This is a genomic window from Microbacterium sp. nov. GSS16, from assembly GCF_028198145.1.
Classification (GTDB): domain Bacteria; phylum Actinomycetota; class Actinomycetes; order Actinomycetales; family Microbacteriaceae; genus Microbacterium.
This window is the reverse complement of the sequence record NZ_CP116338.1, coordinates 2,532,833-2,549,384: the sequence shown is the minus strand read 5'-3', so window position 1 is coordinate 2,549,384 and position 16,552 is coordinate 2,532,833. Positions and strand designations below refer to the sequence as shown.

The 16,552-nt window shown below is 68.5% G+C and carries 17 protein-coding genes; 13 read left to right on the top strand and 4 right to left on the bottom strand.

Annotated features, from left to right (window positions below; translation table 11 throughout):
- Window positions 1–138 precede the first annotated feature (138 nt).
- Window positions 139–507 (top strand): FKBP-type peptidyl-prolyl cis-trans isomerase, encoded by a 369-nt coding sequence (locus tag PGB26_RS12170; protein WP_271637890.1) that lies wholly within the window; start codon window positions 139–141, stop codon window positions 505–507.
- Window positions 508–655: 148 nt separating this feature from the next.
- Window positions 656–1,204: a YceI family protein gene (locus PGB26_RS12165; protein ID WP_271637889.1), complete on the top strand. Its 549-nt coding sequence runs from the start codon at window positions 656–658 to the stop codon at window positions 1,202–1,204.
- Window positions 1,205–1,249: 45 nt separating this feature from the next.
- Here PGB26_RS12165 and PGB26_RS12160 read toward each other — a convergent pair whose 3' ends face one another.
- A complete protein-coding gene (locus PGB26_RS12160; protein ID WP_271639660.1) occupies window positions 1,250–2,476 on the bottom strand; it encodes an MFS transporter in 1,227 nt (408 codons plus the stop codon).
- 205 nt (window positions 2,477–2,681) lie between these two features.
- Here PGB26_RS12160 and rpsO point away from each other — a divergent pair, with 205 nt between their 5' ends.
- The 3 genes from rpsO (at window position 2,682) to PGB26_RS12145 (ending at window position 4,086) form a co-directional block, all read left to right on the top strand.
- The gene (gene rpsO, locus PGB26_RS12155; RefSeq protein WP_071642334.1) at window positions 2,682–2,951 is read left to right on the top strand and encodes a 30S ribosomal protein S15; all 270 of its coding nucleotides are present in this window, start codon (window positions 2,682–2,684) and stop codon (window positions 2,949–2,951) included.
- Between the two features lie 294 nt (window positions 2,952–3,245).
- On the top strand, window positions 3,246–3,671 hold the full coding sequence (locus PGB26_RS12150) for a hypothetical protein (RefSeq protein ID WP_271637886.1): 426 nt from the start codon (window positions 3,246–3,248) through the stop codon (window positions 3,669–3,671).
- Entirely contained in the window at window positions 3,664–4,086 is a 423-nt protein-coding gene (locus tag PGB26_RS12145) for a transcriptional regulator (RefSeq protein WP_333909425.1), read from the top strand. The genes PGB26_RS12150 and PGB26_RS12145 overlap by 8 nt, the downstream gene beginning before the upstream one ends.
- Here PGB26_RS12145 and PGB26_RS12140 read toward each other — a convergent pair.
- Window positions 4,083–5,087: an isopenicillin N synthase family dioxygenase gene (locus PGB26_RS12140; RefSeq protein ID WP_271637884.1), complete on the bottom strand. Its 1,005-nt coding sequence runs from the start codon at window positions 5,085–5,087 to the stop codon at window positions 4,083–4,085. The two genes, PGB26_RS12145 and PGB26_RS12140, sit on opposite strands and share 4 nt — an antisense overlap.
- A gap of 142 nt (window positions 5,088–5,229) precedes the next feature.
- Here PGB26_RS12140 and efeU point away from each other — a divergent pair, with 142 nt between their 5' ends.
- Genes efeU through efeB form a run of 3 tightly spaced genes read left to right on the top strand, consistent with a single transcriptional unit; the run spans window position 5,230 to window position 8,674 of the window.
- Complete coding sequence (gene efeU / locus PGB26_RS12135) at window positions 5,230–6,186, top strand: iron uptake transporter permease EfeU (protein WP_271637882.1); 957 nt, start codon at window positions 5,230–5,232, stop codon at window positions 6,184–6,186.
- On the top strand, window positions 6,183–7,415 hold the full coding sequence (gene efeO / locus PGB26_RS12130) for an iron uptake system protein EfeO (protein WP_271637881.1): 1,233 nt from the start codon (window positions 6,183–6,185) through the stop codon (window positions 7,413–7,415). Before efeU ends, efeO begins: the two co-directional genes overlap by 4 nt.
- An 11-nt stretch (window positions 7,416–7,426) precedes the next feature.
- Window positions 7,427–8,674, top strand: a complete 1,248-nt coding sequence (gene efeB / locus PGB26_RS12125) for an iron uptake transporter deferrochelatase/peroxidase subunit (RefSeq protein WP_271637880.1) — start codon at window positions 7,427–7,429, stop codon at window positions 8,672–8,674.
- Window positions 8,675–8,681: 7 nt separating this feature from the next.
- On the opposite strand, the gene PGB26_RS12120 is transcribed toward efeB, so the two are convergent.
- Window positions 8,682–9,806 (bottom strand): acyltransferase family protein, encoded by a 1,125-nt coding sequence (locus PGB26_RS12120; RefSeq protein WP_271637879.1) that lies wholly within the window; start codon window positions 9,804–9,806, stop codon window positions 8,682–8,684.
- Between the two features lie 135 nt (window positions 9,807–9,941).
- Here PGB26_RS12120 and PGB26_RS12115 point away from each other — a divergent pair, with 135 nt between their 5' ends.
- Together PGB26_RS12115 and PGB26_RS12110 are read left to right on the top strand one after the other, a co-directional pair.
- A complete protein-coding gene (locus PGB26_RS12115) occupies window positions 9,942–11,141 on the top strand; it encodes an LLM class flavin-dependent oxidoreductase (protein WP_333909443.1) in 1,200 nt (399 codons plus the stop codon).
- 1 nt (window position 11,142) lies between these two features.
- On the top strand, window positions 11,143–11,787 hold the full coding sequence (locus PGB26_RS12110) for an FMN reductase (RefSeq protein WP_271637877.1): 645 nt from the start codon (window positions 11,143–11,145) through the stop codon (window positions 11,785–11,787).
- Between the two features lie 57 nt (window positions 11,788–11,844).
- Here PGB26_RS12110 and PGB26_RS12105 read toward each other — a convergent pair whose 3' ends face one another.
- Window positions 11,845–12,018, bottom strand: a complete 174-nt coding sequence (locus PGB26_RS12105; protein WP_099194908.1) for a DUF5302 domain-containing protein — start codon at window positions 12,016–12,018, stop codon at window positions 11,845–11,847.
- Window positions 12,019–12,334: 316 nt separating this feature from the next.
- Here PGB26_RS12105 and PGB26_RS12100 point away from each other — a divergent pair, with 316 nt between their 5' ends.
- From PGB26_RS12100 to PGB26_RS12090, 3 genes are all read left to right on the top strand, one after another.
- Window positions 12,335–14,602 (top strand): polyribonucleotide nucleotidyltransferase, encoded by a 2,268-nt coding sequence (locus PGB26_RS12100; protein ID WP_271637876.1) that lies wholly within the window; start codon window positions 12,335–12,337, stop codon window positions 14,600–14,602.
- A gap of 183 nt (window positions 14,603–14,785) precedes the next feature.
- Window positions 14,786–15,844 carry an aldo/keto reductase gene (locus tag PGB26_RS12095; RefSeq protein ID WP_271637875.1) on the top strand — a complete coding sequence of 353 codons (1,059 nt, stop codon included), beginning with the start codon at window positions 14,786–14,788 and terminating at the stop codon, window positions 15,842–15,844.
- Window positions 15,845–15,947: 103 nt separating this feature from the next.
- Window positions 15,948–16,550 (top strand): histidine phosphatase family protein, encoded by a 603-nt coding sequence (locus tag PGB26_RS12090; protein WP_271637874.1) that lies wholly within the window; start codon window positions 15,948–15,950, stop codon window positions 16,548–16,550.
- Window positions 16,551–16,552: the final 2 nt, after the last annotated feature.

Genomic DNA, 16,552 nt, shown 5'->3' with positions numbered 1-16,552 from the left:
CTACACACAGCGTGCCTCGCGCACCCGGCGAAGTCAAGACCCTGCGCGGATCGCCACAGGGAAGGGCCAGGTCACGGTTACGCGCTCAGCGGATGTCTCGCATTGACCGGGGCACGCGCGCCGGGGTTGGATGGAGCCATGACTGAACGCACGAAGCCTGAGTTCGACGCACCCACCGGACCCGCCCCCGCAGAGCTCGTCATCCGCGACATCGTCGAGGGCGACGGCGCCGAGGCAAAGCCCGGCGACACCGTCACCGTGCACTACGCCGGTGTCGAGTACGACTCCGGTGAGGAGTTCGACTCGTCGTGGGGCCGAGGCGAGACCATCCAGTTTCCGCTGCGCGGCCTGATCCAGGGTTGGCAGGACGGCATCCCCGGGATGAAGGTCGGCGGACGCCGTGAGCTCGTCATCCCGCCGCACCTCGCCTATGGCGCGGCTGGATCCGGACACTTCCTCTCCGGCAAGACCCTCATCTTCATCATCGACCTCGTCGCGGTCGGCTGAGCGGATCCGTATCCAGGGAACCCCCGTCCACCTCAGTGGGCGGGGGTTCTCACATCGATCCGACATCACGGGAATATATGCATGTGAATGTAAGTTATCCTCGGTACGGCGCGACAGCGCACGTATGACCATCAAGGAGAACACACACATGTCGATCGAGATCCCCGGCTATCGTCCCGGCACCTGGGTCCTGGACCCGAGCCACAGCGAGGTCACCTTCAGCGTGCGTCACATGATGATCTCGAAGGTGCGCGGCTCCTTCGGCATCAAGAACGCCACGCTCACCGCACCTGAGAACCCGCTCGATGCCACGGTCGAGGCGAGCGTCGACGTCGCGTCCGTCGACACCAAGGACGAGGGTCGCGACAACCACTTGCGTTCGGCGGACTTCTTCGACGTCGAGAACTTCCCGACCATGGAGTTCGTCTCCACCGGAGCGCGCGTCGAGGACGGCGACTTCTTCGTCGACGGTGACCTCACCATCCGCGGGGTCACGAAGCCGGTGAGCTTCGAGTTCGACTTCGGTGGCTTCGGCACCGACCCGTGGGGCAACTACAAGGCCGGGGCCTCGGCCACGACGGTGATCAACCGGGAGGACTTCGGTCTGACCTGGAACGCCGCTCTCGAGACCGGTGGCGTGCTCGTCGGCAAGGACATCACGATCAACCTCGACCTGCAGGGCAGCCTGCAGGCCTGATCGCGACGGCATCCCGAGCCCGGGGGTCGAGCCGCCACGAGCGGTTCAGGCCTCCGGGCTCAGTGCATCGTAGGCGCGGAAGCGCGGTGTGAGCCGAGCGATCGTGAGGGCGAGGCCGATCACCAGCATCCCGCCCAGCAGCGGCGGAAACCACAGCGCGGTGAGCGTCGCCAGCGTGCCGGCGTACAGCGCCCCGAGTCGCGGCCCGCCGGCGACGACGATGATGAAGACGCCCTGCAGACGTCCGCGCATGGCGTCCGGCACCGCGGCCTGCATCATCGTGTTGCGATAGATGGAGCTGATGTTGTCGGCGGCTCCCGAGAGGGCGAGCGCGATGCACGCCAGGACGATGAGCGGCACATCGGGGGAGTGCTCGGATGCCGTGGGCAGGAATGCTCCGATGAGCAGGACGGCACCGAACATCGCGATCGTGGCGCCGTAGGCCTGCACCGCCCTGGCGATGCCGACTCCGTGCCAGCGGTATTGCACGATCCTGCCCGAGAACAGGCTCGACGCGAATGTCCCCACTGCCACCGACGCGGTCAGCAGTCCGGTCGTCACGGCGCCCCCGCCGAGCAGCACCGTGCCGAGGGCGGGGTAGAGCGCGAGAGGGTTGCCGAAGGTCATCGCAGCGATGTCGAGCAGGTACTGCGCGCGGATGTTGCCCGCCCGACGCAGGAAGCGCCAGCCGTCGACGAGGGATGCCAGCCCCGGCCGCACGATCGTGCCCTCGGGCAGCAGGGCGGGCAGTGTCCACAGTCCGAGGAACATGCACAGCATCAGGACCACGTCGATCGTGTACGTCCATCCGAACCCGGTGAGGGCGACCAGCACGCCCGCCACAGCGGGCCCGACCATCACCGTCAAGCCGAAGGCGACGCCGTTCAGCGCCGACGCCGCGGCGAGCTGATTCAGTGGGATCAGTCGCGGCACGATCGCGGTGCGGGTCGCCATGCCCACCGAGTTGGCTGCGGCGATGACCATGCTGAGGCCGTACAGCCACCAGATCGTCTCGGTGCCCGTCCATGTCAGCGCGGTGAGCAGCGCCGTGGCCGCGAACGCGACGGACGCGGCGATGAGGGCCACACGTCGACGGTCGAAGGCGTCGGCGAGCATTCCGCCGTAGAGTCCGGCGAGGATCATCGGCACCAGGCCGGCGACCGCGATCATGGAGACGGCGAATGTGCTGCCGGTCAGCTCGAACACATGCAGCATGACGGTCACGATCGTGAGCTGGCCGCCGATCCCGGCGAGTGCAGAGCCGATCCACATGCGGGCGAAGGCCGGGCTGGATCTCAGCGGGCTGAGATCGATCAGGTGGGAGCGGGAGAACTGCACCCGACGAGGCTACCGGCGCGCATCCGCCCTGCTGAATGCTGGTAGGCTGTCGAGGTTGCCGTTTGATCGGCCGCGGATAAAGAGAGCCCACGCATTCGGCGTCGGGCACCGCGCAACAAGCAGAGAGGGGATCGAATCTATGGCACTGGAAGCAGACGTCAAGAAGGCGATCATCGAAGAGTACGCGACGCACCCCGGTGACACCGGATCCCCCGAGGTGCAGGTCGCAATGCTGACGCAGCGCATCAAGGACCTCACCGAGCACCTCAAGGCACACAAGCACGACCACCACTCGCGCCGTGGCCTGTTCCTGCTCGTCGGTCAGCGCCGTCGCCTGCTGGGTTACCTGCAGGATGTCGACATCAACCGTTACCGCTCGCTCATCGAGCGTCTCGGTCTGCGCCGGTAATCGACCAGCGTTCAATCGCGCAGAACATTCTTGGAGAGCCGCCCACGGTGTGGGCGGCTCTCGTCATTCCCGCCGCGCTTGCCACCTCGGTCACTTTCCGGTAGGAAAGTTAACAGTTTCCAGATGGAAAGCGAGGAGCGCCGTGGAGCACCGAGCGGAACCCGGCCTTCAGCCCTACGACCCGCCGTCGGGTGATGTCGCCCGCGCGTATCTCGACGAGTCCGCGCGTGTCGCGCGGCGGCGCGAGGCGATGATCGATCGACACGGGGCCTCGCCCCCGCTGCACTCGCACTCGTGCTCTTCGGCATCCTCGCGGTCGACGAGGGTCGACGGGCCCCGTCCGAGCGGGGGTCGCGGCAGCGCATCCCCTTCGACCGTGCAACTCGGATCGAGACGATGTGCATCGGCCTGGCGATGGGCATCATGATCGCGTGCGTCGCCACGCCATCAGCTATCGTCGCTCACATCGCCAGCCTCGTCGTGATGCTGGCCCTCGTGGCGTGGCTCTTCTCTGCGATGGGCGCCGACGGCTCCCGCACCGCCGCGGCCTGGGGCGCCTTCCACTGGAACTGCCTGGCGAGCGGCGGGGCGATTCTCGTGGCACTGGCGCTGACGGCCCAGTTCACCACGCTTCCGCTTGCGGCGGCGGCGTGCGCAGCAGGCGCGGTGGTCACAGCGGCCTTCGCGCTCGGCGCGGCCCTGGAGCAGCCGCATGCCTGAACGGCCGGCTGGGCAGCACCCGCGACTGCGACTCGACGACAGCTTCGCAAGCCCCATCCGCTTCTCTCTCATGGCTGCGCTCGGCGACGACCTCGAACTCGACTTCGCCACGCTCGGCAGCATCCTGCAGGTGTCGGACTCGGCTTTGAGTAAGGCGATCTCGGCGCTGGAGACGGTGCGCTACGTGCGGGTCAGGCGGGGACGGGCAGGCAGTCGCCCGCGCACCTGGGTGGCCGGTACGGCCGAGGGTCGGCACGCGTTCCAGGCGCACCTCGATGCGCTGCGAGCGATCGTCGAGTTCGGCTCGGCTCCGGCCCAGTCGGATCAGTCCGGCCAACCTCGCGAACCGGCCCGACCCGGTCAGCCTCGCGAACCGGACCGGCCCGGCCAGCCTGGCCCTGCCGAGGCGGGCTAGGAGGCTGCCCCGACGAGGTCGGGGTGATGGATGGCCGCGACGTCGGGATGCGCTCGCAGGCGCGACTTCAGCGCGTTCTCGCCGTAGAGGCTGTGGATCGGGTTCCCCGGGTCGCGGGTCACGCCGCGCGCGTGCGCGGCGAGGTCGGCCGGGAGCTCGATCAGCGGCAGCTTCGTGTCTAGCGCCGGATTGAAGAAGAACGGGATCGACAGCCGGTCGTGCGGCGCGCGGGGCGAGACGACCCGGTGGTTGGTCGCTCTGAGGTACCCGTTCGTCGCGTACTCGAGAAGCTCGCCGATGTTCACCACGAAGGCACCATCGACGGGTGGGGCGTCCACCCACTCGCCGCCGCGCTCGACCTGCAGTCCGCCGCGGCCGGGCTCCACCCAGAGCAGGGTCAGCACGCCGCTGTCCTTGTGGGCGCCGACGCCCTGCTGTGGCTCGGGCTCGATCGTGCCCGGGTACCGGACGATCTTGATGAGCGTCGACGGCTCACCGAAGTGGTCGTCGAAGTACGACTCCTCGGCGCCCAGGGTGAGTGCCCACGCGCGCAGCAGCCTCCGCGCGATGCCGGAGAGAGCGGCGTGCCACTCGGCGACGACGGCGCGCAGCTCCGGCTGGGCCTCGGGCCAGAGGTTCGGGCCGACGAGGCGGTTGAATGCAGGACCGCCCTCGACAGCGTCCCGTTCCGGACCGATGTCGATCTGCTCGCGCCAGTCGATGGCTCCCTTCGTCCGCTCCCCGCCGATGCGCGTGTACCCCCGGAAGTGCGGGCTTTTCACGTTCTCGATGGCGAGCTTGTCCTCTTCGGGAAGCGCGAAGAAATCCCTTGCGGCGCGGTGCAGCCGCTGTTCGAGATCGGTGGGGATGCCCGTGCCCGTGAGGTAGAAGAAGCCCACGTCCCGCGTCGCGGCGCGCAGGTCCGCGCGGAACCGCGCGGCCGCCTCTGGGCCGGCGTCGAGCTGAGACAGGTCGAGGATGGGGAGGGTGAGATCGGTCATGCGTCGACGGTAGGACCAGGTCCGGCGATCCGCACGAATGTTGCCTTCTCTTACCGGTCGACGCGCGGGGGCGCAGGGAACCGGGTGCTAAAGTTGCTTAGGTAAGGCACCCCTTACCGATCCCTCGGCAGAATCGAATCCCGTGTTCGCAGCGCTCCTCATCGGTCTCCGCGAAGGCCTCGAAGCCGCCCTCGTCGTAGGCATCCTGGTCGCATACATCCGCCGGCTCGGCCGGGCGGACGTGCTGGGGCGCATGTGGATCGGCATCGGTCTCGCCATCGCCCTCGCGCTCGGCATCGGCGCCGTCCTCACCTTCGGTGCGTACGCTCTCACCACCGAGGCCCAGGAGATCATCGGCGGCTCGCTCTCGCTGGTGGCGGTGGGCATGGTCACCTGGATGATCTTCTGGATGCAGAAGGCCGGCCGCACGATGAAATCGAACCTGCAGGGCGGTGTGGATCGCGCTCTCGCGCACGGGAGCCTGTGGGCGCTGATCGCCGTGGGATTCGTCTCGGTGGCCCGCGAGGGGATCGAGACCACGCTGCTGCTGTGGTCGATGGTGCAGTCCTTCGGCAACGCGCCGCAGTCGCTGCTCGGTGCGCTGCTCGGTCTGCTTCTCGCCGTGATCGTCGGCTGGCTGCTCGCACGCGGCGCCGTGCAGCTCGACCTCAGGCGGTTCTTCGCCTGGACGGGCGGCTTCCTCGTCGTCGTCGCGGCGGGTGTGCTCGCCTACGCCGTGATGGATCTGCAGGAGGCCGGCGTGCTCGGCGGTCCCTTCACCGCCGCCGCGCCCACGGATGCGCTGACCGGAACAGTGCTCACCGGCCTCGCAGGCTTCCCCTTCGGGTGGGCCTTCGACGTCACCGCCGTGATCGCCCCAGGCGGTGCCTGGGCGACCGTCCTTCAGGCGACGATCGGCTTCATGCCGCGCATGACCTGGCTGCAGGTGATCGCGTGGGCGCTGTACATGGCGGTCGTCGGCACTCTCTTCGTTCGCGGGCTGGCACGCTCCCGCGCCCCTCAGCCCGCTTCGAGTCCCGCATCCGCGCCCGCGGTGCGCCGCGAAGACCTCGTGACCCACTCTTCTGGAGCAGCATGACCCACGCACCCCGAACGCTGAGCGTCCTCGCACTCGGCGCCATCGCCGTGACGGCCCTGAGCGGCTGCGTCGCAAAGCAGTCCGCCGACCCCGCGGCATCGTTCACCGTGTCCTCGACCGACAGCGCATGCGACGTCTCGACGGGCACGGCCACGAGCGGCACGCTGACATTCGAGGTGACCAACGCCGGCGACCAGGTCACCGAGTTCTACCTTCTGGCCGACGACGGCCTGCGCATCGTCGGCGAGGTCGAGAACATCGCTCCGGCGGCGTCGCGCACCCTCACGGTCGTCGCGCAGCCCGGCGACTACTACACCGTGTGCAAGCCCGGGATGATCGGAGACGGCGTGGGCAAGGCCGCGTTCACTGTCACGGGCGACAAGGTGAGCATCGACGGGCCGGACGCCGAGCAGAAGCAGCAGGCGGTCGATCTCTACGTCGCGTTCGTGAAAGATCAGGTCGGAGCCCTCGTGCCCGATGTCGCCGACCTGGTGAGCGCCTACACGGCGGGGGACGACGAGCGGGCGCGTGCGCTCTTCCCGCTGGCTCGCGCCTCTTACGAGCGCATCGAGCCCGTCGCCGAGGCGCTGGGCGACCTCGACCCGCGCATCGACTACCGCGAGGTCGACGCCGTCGCCGAGGGTCTGGAGTGGACCGGGTTCCACCGCATCGAGAAGGATCTCTGGCAGCCGGCACCGGATGCCCTCAACTCCGACGGCGCGACTCCCGCCTGGCAGGGGTGGGCGCCGTCGACGCCCGAGGAGCGCGCCGAGTACGGCGATCTGCTGATCGCCGACGTGCAGGAGCTCTTCGACTACGTGCATTCGGACGACTTCACGACCGCTGTGGATGATCAGGGCATCGCGGGGATCTCGAACGGCGCCGTGGCGCTTCTCGACGAGGTCGCAACAGGGAAGATCACCGGTGAGGAGGACTGGTGGTCGCACACCGACCTCTACGACTTCGCCGCCAACGTCGAGGGATCGAAGATGGCATTCTTGCTGGTGCGGGAGCTGGCCGCGTCGAAGGGCGCCGACGGCGAGCGGCTCGTCGACGAGATAGCGACCGGCTACGCCGACCTCGAGAGCGCGCTCGCTCAGCACGGATCCCTGCAGAACGGCTTCGTCGCGTTCACCGATCTGACCGACGGTCACAGACGAGAGCTCATCGATCTCATCAACGCCCTCGCCGAGCCGCTGTCGCAGCTGACCGCCACGACGCTGTCCTGAGGGGAGCAGGCATGCCGCAGCACGACGAGCAGCCCCGCGCCGGCCTGAGCCGGCGGGGTCTGCTGGGCCTGGCCGCCGGAGGAGGGGCGGCGCTCGCGCTGGCCGGCGGCGGCATCGGATACGCATTCGGCGCCCCGCGCAGGGACGCGGATGCCGAAGACCGCCACCCGTTCTTCGGCGAGCATCAGGCGGGCATCACCACCGACGTGCAGGAGCATCTGCACTTCGCCGCATTCGACATGATGCCCCGCAGTGACCGGACCGACCTGATCGAGCTGCTGCAGGACTGGAGCTACGCGGCGTCGCGCCTCACGCAGGGACTCGAGGTGAGCGGGTCCGGCGCCATCGGCGGCGGGCCCGACTCCCCGCCCGACGACACCGGAGAGGCTCTCGGGCTGCACGCCGCGAACCTCACCATCACGTTCGGGTTCGGACCTACCCTGTTCGCGAACGAGGACGGCGATCGGTATGGCATCGGCAATAGACGCCCGACGAAGCTCGAACGGCTGCCGGCCTTCCTCGGCGACGACCTCGATCCTGGTCAATCCGACGGCGACCTGTGCATCCAGGTCTGCGCGGACGACCCCCAGGTCGCCGTGCATGCGATCCGCAACCTCAGCAGGATCGCCTTCGGGCGCGCCAAGCTGCGCTGGTCGCAGCTCGGCTTCGGGAAGACGTCTCGCACGAGTGCGCAGCAGCAGACGCCTCGGAATCTCTTCGGCTTCAAGGACGGCACCGCGAACATCCTCGCCCACGACCGGGACGCGCTCGACACGCACGTCTGGGCGGGCGATGAGGATGCGGAATGGATGGCGGGCGGTTCGTACCTCGTGGCCCGCAAGATCGCGATGCTCATCGAGACGTGGGACCGCGTGCGCCTCGGCGAGCAGGAGCGGATCTTCGGGCGCGACAAGGCCGAGGGCGCGCCGCTCAGCGGCGGCACCGAGATGACCAAGCCGAAGCTGGCCGGCCTCGACGTGCACAGCCACGTGCGACTCGCGCACCCGGACACGAACGGCGGCGTGCGGATCCTGCGCCGAGGCTTCAACTACGTCGGCGGGAACAACGCGCTCGGACGTCTCGATGCCGGACTGTTCTTCCTCTCGTACCAGCGGGATCCTGCTCAGTTCACCGCACTGCAGAAGCGCCTGTCGACCGATCTCCTCGTCGAGTACATCCGGCACGTCGGATCGGGCGTCTGGGCGGTGCCGCCGGGCGCGGCCTCCGGATCGTACGTGGGGGCGGCGCTGTTCGCCTGACCGGGTCTCAACGGCTGCGCCGCGAGCCGGTGGGATCGCTGCGATGGTCGCCGCCCGACGACAGGTCCGAGTCGCGGAACATCCAGCGCGGGCGCGGTTCGATCAGCGGGCGGAACAGCGAGCGCACCGGCTTCGACGAGAGCACGAAGGCGATGCCGACCGAGAGCGCGATGATCAGCGGCAGCCAGATCCACGTCGGATCCAGGCCCCGCAGCACGCCCGATTCGCGGAACGGGTAGAGCACGAACGAGTGGAGCAGGTACACGTACATCGTGTACTGCCCGAGTGTCGTCCAGCGCTGGGTGCGCCGCGGCAGCAGCGCGAAGAAGCATGCGCTCAGCAGCACGGCGAGAAGAATGAGGCCGAGGCGGATGGCACCCGCCCACCACTGCTCACCGGCGAGGTCGGCGTAGGAGTCGTCGTAGAACAGCCAGTGCCTGAGGTCGATGGTCTCCCACACATCCAGCCACAGCCAGCAGGCAGTCCCCCACGCGACGAGCACGGCGACCGCGACGGCCCGCACCCACCAGGGGCGGAACTCGATGAGGTGCAGCCGCCGCACCACGTCACGCTCTCTGAGCCACCACCCCAGCGTGAAGAAGAACAGCAGACCCAGCGTCCGCGACAGCGAGAACGTGCTGTCGACGTTCGTGACGTACCCCACTCCGACCGAGATCGCCAGGGCCCAGGCGAGGGGCCAGCGCAAGAGCGCCAGATAGGGGAGCACCAGACGGAAGATGCCGAGGGCGAGCAGGAACCACAGCGTCCAGGAGGGCTTCGTGAGGTTGGGGTCGGCCTTCCCCTCGACGAGCCACTTCGTGAGCGTCCACAGCCCCTCGAAGATCACGTAGGGAACGAGGATGTCGGTGATCACCCGAGCCATCTGACGTCTTGTGGGGCTTCCCGCTTTGGAGAAGTAGCCGGAGATGATCGCGAAGGCCGGCATGTGGAACGCGTACACCCACAGGTAGAACGCGTACGAGACGTCGGAATCGTAGATCAGACGCTGAGTGCCATGCCCGATGACGACCAGTACGATGCAGGCGAAGCGCGCGTTGTCCCAGAACGGAACCCGTCGACGCGGCTTGGCGACCGCGGCGGTCGCGGGCGGATGCTGCTCGGCACTGCTCATGGCATGAGGCTAGCGGTTGCGGGTGGGCGGGAATAAAGTGACCGCTTCGGCGTTTCACCAAGTACATTCAAGTGAATAGAACGGATGCGATCCCGCATCCGGAGCGGAGAGAGAACAGTGAACGAGCAGAGCGCGATGCAGTTCGGCATCATGTCGGTCAGCGACATCACGCAGGACCCGACGACCGGGGTGACTCCGAGCGAGGCCGAGCGCATCAAGGCGACCGCGACGATCGCCAGGCACGCCGAAGAGGTGGGCCTCGACGTCTTCGCGATCGGCGAGCACCACAACCCGCCGTTCTGGTCGTCGAGCCCCACCACCTTCCTCGCCCACGTGGCCGCGCAGACCGAGCGACTGATCGTGTCGACCTCCACGACGCTGATCACCACCAACGACCCCGTGCGCATCGCCGAGGACTACGCGATGCTGCAGCACGTCACCGACGGACGCATGGACCTCATGCTCGGTCGCGGCAACACCGGCCCGGTCTACCCCTGGTTCGGAAAGGACATCCGCCAGGGGCTGCCCCTCGCGATCGAGAACTACGCGCTGCTTCGCAAGCTGTGGGACGAGGACGTCGTCGACTGGGAGGGGAAGTTCCGCACCTCGCTGCAGGGCTTCACCGCCACCCCGCGGCCGCTCGACGGCGTGGCGCCGTTCGTCTGGCACGGATCCATCCGCACGCCCGAGATCGCCGAGCAGGCCGCCTATTACGGCGACGGCTTCTTCGCGAACAACATCTTCTGGCCGAAGGAGCACTACCAGCGCCTCATCGAGCTGTACCGGCAGCGGTACGCCCACTACGGCCACGGCACGCCCGAGCAGGCCATCGTCGGCATCGGCGGTCAGGTGTTCATGGCCGCGAACTCCCAAGACGCGGTGACGCAGTTCCGCCCCTACTTCGACAACGCGCCGGTCTACGGCCACGGTCCCAGCATGGAGGACTTCACCGAGATGACGCCGCTGACCGTCGGATCGCCCCAGCAGGTCATCGACCGCTACGCGTCGATGCGCGACACCTTCGGCGACTTCCAGCGTCAGCTGTTCCTCATCGATCACGCGGGTCTCCCGCTGAAGACCGTGCTGGAGCAGCTCGACATCCTGGGTGGCGAGGTCGTGCCGGTGCTGCGTCGCGAACTCGCCAAGGATCGCCCCGAGACGGTTCCGGATGCCCCCACGCATGCTGCACGGGTGCGTGCGGTCTACGGTGACGGGCCCTCTCGCCAGGCGCGCCCGTCGGCGAACCGCGGTGACAACCTCACCGCCGGATCCCCATATCAGGACGCACCCGTTCCCGCCGGTGCGGCGTTCGGTCTCGCGCGGAAGGGAGCCTGAGATGAGCGAGCGACGCATCGCCGTCGTCTCGGCCGGCCTGTCGAACCCCTCGTCGACCCGCATGCTCGCCGACCGACTGGCGGCGGAGACGGCTAAGGCGCTGCATGAGCAGGACATCGACGTGAAGGTCGACGTGATCGAGCTGCGCGACCTCGCGCACGACATCACCGACAACCTCCTCACCGGCTTCGCGCCTCCGGCGCTCGAGACGGCGATCAACACAGTCGTCTCGGCGGATGCGCTGATCGCGGTGACGCCGATCTTCTCGACCAGCTACTCCGGCCTCTTCAAGTCGTTCATCGACGTCCTCGACCCGGATGCCCTGACCGGCAAACCCGTGCTCATCGGCGCGAACGCCGGCACGCCTCGGCACTCCCTGGCGATCGACTACGCGATCCGTCCGCTCTTCGCCTATCTGCACGCCGAGGCGGTCTCGACCGGAGTGTTCGCGGCATCGAGCGACTGGGGCGGCGCGGGCGATGAGGTGGCCCCGCTGGCCAAGCGGGTCGAGAAGGGGGCGAAGGAGCTCGCCGAGGCGATCGTCAGGCGCGGCGCCGCCGAGGTCGTCGACCCCTACGATCCGGCGACCTACCTCGGCGAGGGTCGCTCGTTCGGGCACCTGCTCGGCGGGCTGGCCGGGGAGTGAGAGACGAAGGGCTGCGACGGTCCCGTCGCAGCCCTTCGTCGCCGCCCGGCAAGCAGCTCAGCCGCTCTTGCGCCGAAACTCGCGCTTCATCTGCGGCGCGTGCGTGGCATGGACGGCGGAATCGCCGTCCAGGTGGGCCTCGCCGCCCCGATTCTGCGCGTTCTTCTTGTCGAGCGCTTCCTTGAACTTGCGCTTCATCTCCTCGGAGGAGACTGCCTTGTCTTCGCTCATGGTGGTCAGCCTAGGCGAAGCCTGCATCCGACCGCGATCACGACTCCGGATCCCGCCCCCGACACGCCGACTGATAGGATCGGGCGTGGCGCACTCTGCGCCGCACAACAGAACACGGTACGGAGCGGTCGGCTGAGAAGCTGGTCCCCTGTGGTGGGTTCCTCGTCGCACACGGCGCCGGGTGGTCTTCTACTGGTGGCCAGCGCAGGCGAGATTCGCGGGATGCCCGCGCGCTTATATCTGTCCGCATCCGCTCCTTCGCGATAACTCGCGCGCCACACGGGCGCGCGAGCCTAAACAAAGAAGGAGAGACCTCTTGGAAGGTCCTGAAATCACCGCCACCGAGGCCGTTCTCGACAACGGCCGCTTCGGCACCCGCACCATCCGCTTCGAGACCGGACGCCTCGCCCAGCAGGCCCAGGGCTCGGTCGCGGCCTACCTCGACGACGAGACCATGCTCCTGTCGGCCACCAGCGCCGGCAAGCACCCGCGCGAGGGCTTCGACTTCTTCCCGCTGACGGTCGATGTCGAGGAGCGCTCGTACGCCGCCGGAAAGATCCCCGGCTCGTTCTTCCGCCGTGAGGGCCGCCCCTCCACCGAGGCGATCCTCGTCTGCCGTCTGATCGACCGCCCGCTGCGCCCGTCGTTCGTCGACGGCCTGCGCAACGAGGTGCAGATCGTCATCACCGTGCTGTCGATCGCCCCCGGCGAGTACTACGACGCGCTGGCGATCAACGCTGCCTCCGCCTCGACCCAGATCTCGGGTCTGCCGTTCTCCGGCCCGATCGCCGGTGTGCGCCTCGCGTTCATCCCCGGTCACGGCGAGCACGCCGACCAGTGGGTGGCGTTCCCCACCGCCGAGCAGGTCTCCGAGGCCGTGTTCGACCTGATCGTCGCAGGCCGCGTCGTCACCAAGGCCGACGGCTCGGAAGACGTCGCGATCATGATGGTCGAGGCCGAGGCGACCGAGGGCAGCTGGAACCTGATCAAGGCCGGCGCCACCAAGCCCAACGAGGACGTCGTCGCCGAGGGCCTCGAGGCCGCGAAGCCGTTCATCGCCCAGCTCGTCAAGGCGCAGGCGGAGCTCGCCGCCACGGCGTCGAAGGAGCCGGGCGTCTACCCGGTCTTCCCGGCGTACAGCCAGGAGGTCTACGACTTCGTCGCCGGCCGCGCCTACGACGAGCTCACCGGTGTCTACCAGATCGCCGACAAGCAGGAGCGCCAGAGCGCCGATGACGCGATCAAGGACCGCGTCAAGGCCGAGCTCATCGAGGCGACCGAGGCCGGCCAGCTGCCCGCCGCCGCCCCGCTCGAGTTCTCCGCGGCGTACAAGTCCGTCACCAAGAAGATCGTCCGCGGACGAATCCTCACCGACGGCGTGCGCATCGACGGCCGAGGCCTGGCCGACATCCGTCCGCTCGACGCGGAGGTACAGGTCATCCCGCGCGTGCACGGCTCGGCGATCTTCCAGCGCGGTGAGACCCAGATCATGGGCGTCACCACGCTGAACATGCTCAAGATGGAGCAGCAGATCGACTCGCTCTCGCCCACCACGAGCAAGCGGTACATGCACCACTACAACTTCCCGCCCTACTCGACCGGTGAGACCGGTCGTGTCGGGTCGCCGAAGCGTCGCGAGATCGGGCACGGCTTCCTCGCCGAGCGCGCCCTCGTGCCGGTGCTGCCCAGCCGCGAGGAGTTCCCCTACGCGATCCGCCAGGTCTCCGAGGCGCTGAGCTCGAACGGCTCCACCTCGATGGGCTCGGTGTGCGCATCGACCCTGTCGCTGCTGAACGCCGGTGTGCCGCTGCGCGCCCCCGTCGCCGGCATCGCCATGGGCCTCGTGTCCGACGAGGTCGACGGTGAGACCCGCTACGCGGCCCTCACCGACATCCTGGGAGCCGAGGACGCCCTGGGCGACATGGACTTCAAGGTCGCCGGCACGAGCGAGTTCGTCACGGCCATCCAGCTCGACACCAAGCTCGACGGCATCCCGTCGTCGGTGCTCGCAGGGGCCCTGACCCAGGCGCGCGACGCGCGCCTGACGATCCTCAACGTGCTGAACGCCGCGATCGACGCTCCCGACGAGATGGCGCCGACCGCGCCGCGCGTCATCAGCGTGCAGATCCCGGTCGACAAGATCGGCGAGCTGATCGGGCCGAAGGGCAAGACCATCAACGCCATCCAGGATGAGACCGGCGCGCAGATCTCCATCGAGGAGGACGGCACCGTCTACATCGGCGCGACCGACGGCCCGTCGGCCGAGGCCGCCCGCGCTCAGGTCAACGCGATCGCCAACCCGACCAACCCGGAGGTCGGCGAGCAGTTCCTGGGCACCGTCGTGAAGATCGCCACCTTCGGCGCCTTCGTGTCGCTGCTGCCCGGCAAGGACGGCCTGCTGCACGTCACCGAGGTGCGCAAGCTCGCCGGTGGCAAGCGCGTCGAGAACGTCGACGACGTCCTCTCGGTCGGCCAGAAGCTGCTCGTGCGCATCACCAAGATCGACGACCGCGGCAAGCTGTCGCTCGAGCCGGTCATCGACGACGCACCCGCAGAGGGCGCGTCGGAGACAGCCGAAGCGTGAGCCACGGGGATGCCGGCTGATCGGCATCCCCGACCCGGGAACCCGGGATCGCGCGCCCAGCGCCGCGATCCCGGGTTCTTTCGTATCCGATGTGATCGAACCGTTACGAGAACCTGCCGCCCGTGCCGCTGTCGTGAGCGGAACCGTGCCCGCGCTCGCCTACCCTCGAAGTACGCACCAGAGGTGCGTGGCTACGGGGGTGGCGATGTGAAGCTCTTCGGCACAGGCACGGCAGGCTCGGCCGGCGCGCCGACCAGCACCGCGCCCGGCCTCGACTCGCACCCGTCGGCGCCGATCCCAGTGGTCGGACCCGGGGTCGGCGAGGGGATCAGGGTGCCTCTCGGCGAGACCGGACTGTCGATCTTCCCCCTCATGCTCGGCGCCGCCGAGTTCGGCTGGAGCATCGACCAGCACACCAGCAGCCAGATCCTCGATCGCTACGTCGAATTCGGCGGCAACGCGGTGCACACCGCCGACGGCTTCTCGGGCGGACGAAGCGAGCACATCATCGGGCAGTGGCTGCGTGCGCGCGGCGTGCGCGACCGGATCAGTCTGAGCGTGCGCATCGGCTCCCACGCCGACAACCCCGGTCTCGGATCGGTGAACCTCGTCCGCGCGGTCGAGGGGTCGCTCACGCGACTCGCCGTCGACTGCATCGACGTGGTGTACCTCGACGCCTCACTCGATGGCAGCTCGGTGCTGGAAGACACCCTCGCGACGGTGGAATGGCTGCGCGACGCGGGGAAGATCCGCTCGGTGGGAGCGTTCCGCTTCGCCGCGGAGCGTCTCGTCGAAGCGAGGATCCTCGCCTCGGCCGGCTACCCGCGCATCGAGGTCGTCGACGAGCCCTACAACCTCGTGCGTCGTCGGGGATTCGAGGGCGATCTGCGCCTGGTCGCCGGGGCTCAGAACCTGGCGGTCACTCCGTCGCACGCGCTCGAGCACGGCTTCCTCTCAGGTCAGCACCGCAGCAGGTCCGCGGTCGCCGGCGTGCGCGGCGAGCAGATGAAGGGAAACCTCAACCGCCGCGGCATCCGCGTGCTGCGAGTGCTCGACCGCATCGCGGCGGAGCTCTCGGTACCGGTCGCGGCTGTCTCGATCGCGTGGCTGCTCGCGCAGCGCACAGTGGTGGCTCCGATCGTGAACGCGTTCGCGCCGCAGCACGTCGAGGAGCTCATGCAGGGCGCAGGGGTCACGCTGCTGCGCTCGCAGGTCGCCGAGCTCACCCGCGCCGGCGACTGAGCGCACAGTCCGTGCGCATCCCGTCGCGCCTCGGCGTCGTGTCGGTGCGGTGACCTAAGCTGGGTTCGCCCTTCCGAGGGGGACGGGCTGAAGCGAGCGGGCAGTGACGCATTACATCTATCTGGTCAGACACGGTGAACATCAGGATGCCGAGCACGGCGTCGACGACGGACCCCTCTCGCCTCGAGGGCGGCGTCAGGCCGAGCTGATCGCGGATCGCCTCTCGGGGCTGCCGCTGGATTCGGTCTGGCACTCTCCGCTGCTGCGCGCGGCGGAGACCGCACGCACCATCGCGGCCCGGCTGCCCTCGGTCGACCCGGTGCCGTCGGCTCTGCTCTTCGACTGCGTGCCCAGTGGGATGAGCGTCGACGTGCCCTCGGTGTACGAGCCGTTCTTCGGATCGGTCAGCGAGGCCGAGATCGAGGCGGGATCGGCGCAGATGACAGACGCGGTGGGTGAGTTCCTGCGGCGCCGCAACGGCGACGTGCACGAGGTGCTGATCACCCACAACTTCGTCATCTCGTGGTTCGTGCGCGAGGTGCTCGGCGCCCCGGACTGGCGGTGGATGACACTCAACCAGGCGCACTGCGGACTGACCGTGATCGCTCAGAAGCAGGGCAGACCGTGGACGCTGCTGAGCCACAACGATCTGGGGCACCTGCCGATGGAGCTTCGCACCGGATTGCCCGAGGGCGCGCTCGTCTGACT

Bases quoted from the DNA above. Each gene is read 5' to 3' on its own strand.
- PGB26_RS12170 (WP_271637890.1), top strand. From the start codon at position 139: ATGACTGAACGCACGAAGCCTGAGTTCGACGCACCCACCGGACCCGCC.
- PGB26_RS12165 (WP_271637889.1), top strand. From the start codon at position 656: ATGTCGATCGAGATCCCCGGCTATCGTCCCGGCACCTGGGTCCTGGAC.
- PGB26_RS12160 (WP_271639660.1), bottom strand. From the start codon at position 2,476: ATGTGGATCGGCTCTGCACTCGCCGGGATCGGCGGCCAGCTCACGATC.
- rpsO (WP_071642334.1), top strand. From the start codon at position 2,682: ATGGCACTGGAAGCAGACGTCAAGAAGGCGATCATCGAAGAGTACGCG.
- PGB26_RS12145 (WP_333909425.1), top strand. From the start codon at position 3,664: ATGCCTGAACGGCCGGCTGGGCAGCACCCGCGACTGCGACTCGACGAC.
- PGB26_RS12140 (WP_271637884.1), bottom strand. From the start codon at position 5,087: ATGACCGATCTCACCCTCCCCATCCTCGACCTGTCTCAGCTCGACGCC.
- efeO (WP_271637881.1), top strand. From the start codon at position 6,183: ATGACCCACGCACCCCGAACGCTGAGCGTCCTCGCACTCGGCGCCATC.
- efeB (WP_271637880.1), top strand. From the start codon at position 7,427: ATGCCGCAGCACGACGAGCAGCCCCGCGCCGGCCTGAGCCGGCGGGGT.
- PGB26_RS12120 (WP_271637879.1), bottom strand. From the start codon at position 9,806: ATGAGCAGTGCCGAGCAGCATCCGCCCGCGACCGCCGCGGTCGCCAAG.
- PGB26_RS12115 (WP_333909443.1), top strand. From the start codon at position 9,942: ATGCAGTTCGGCATCATGTCGGTCAGCGACATCACGCAGGACCCGACG.
- PGB26_RS12110 (WP_271637877.1), top strand. From the start codon at position 11,143: ATGAGCGAGCGACGCATCGCCGTCGTCTCGGCCGGCCTGTCGAACCCC.
- PGB26_RS12105 (WP_099194908.1), bottom strand. From the start codon at position 12,018: ATGAGCGAAGACAAGGCAGTCTCCTCCGAGGAGATGAAGCGCAAGTTC.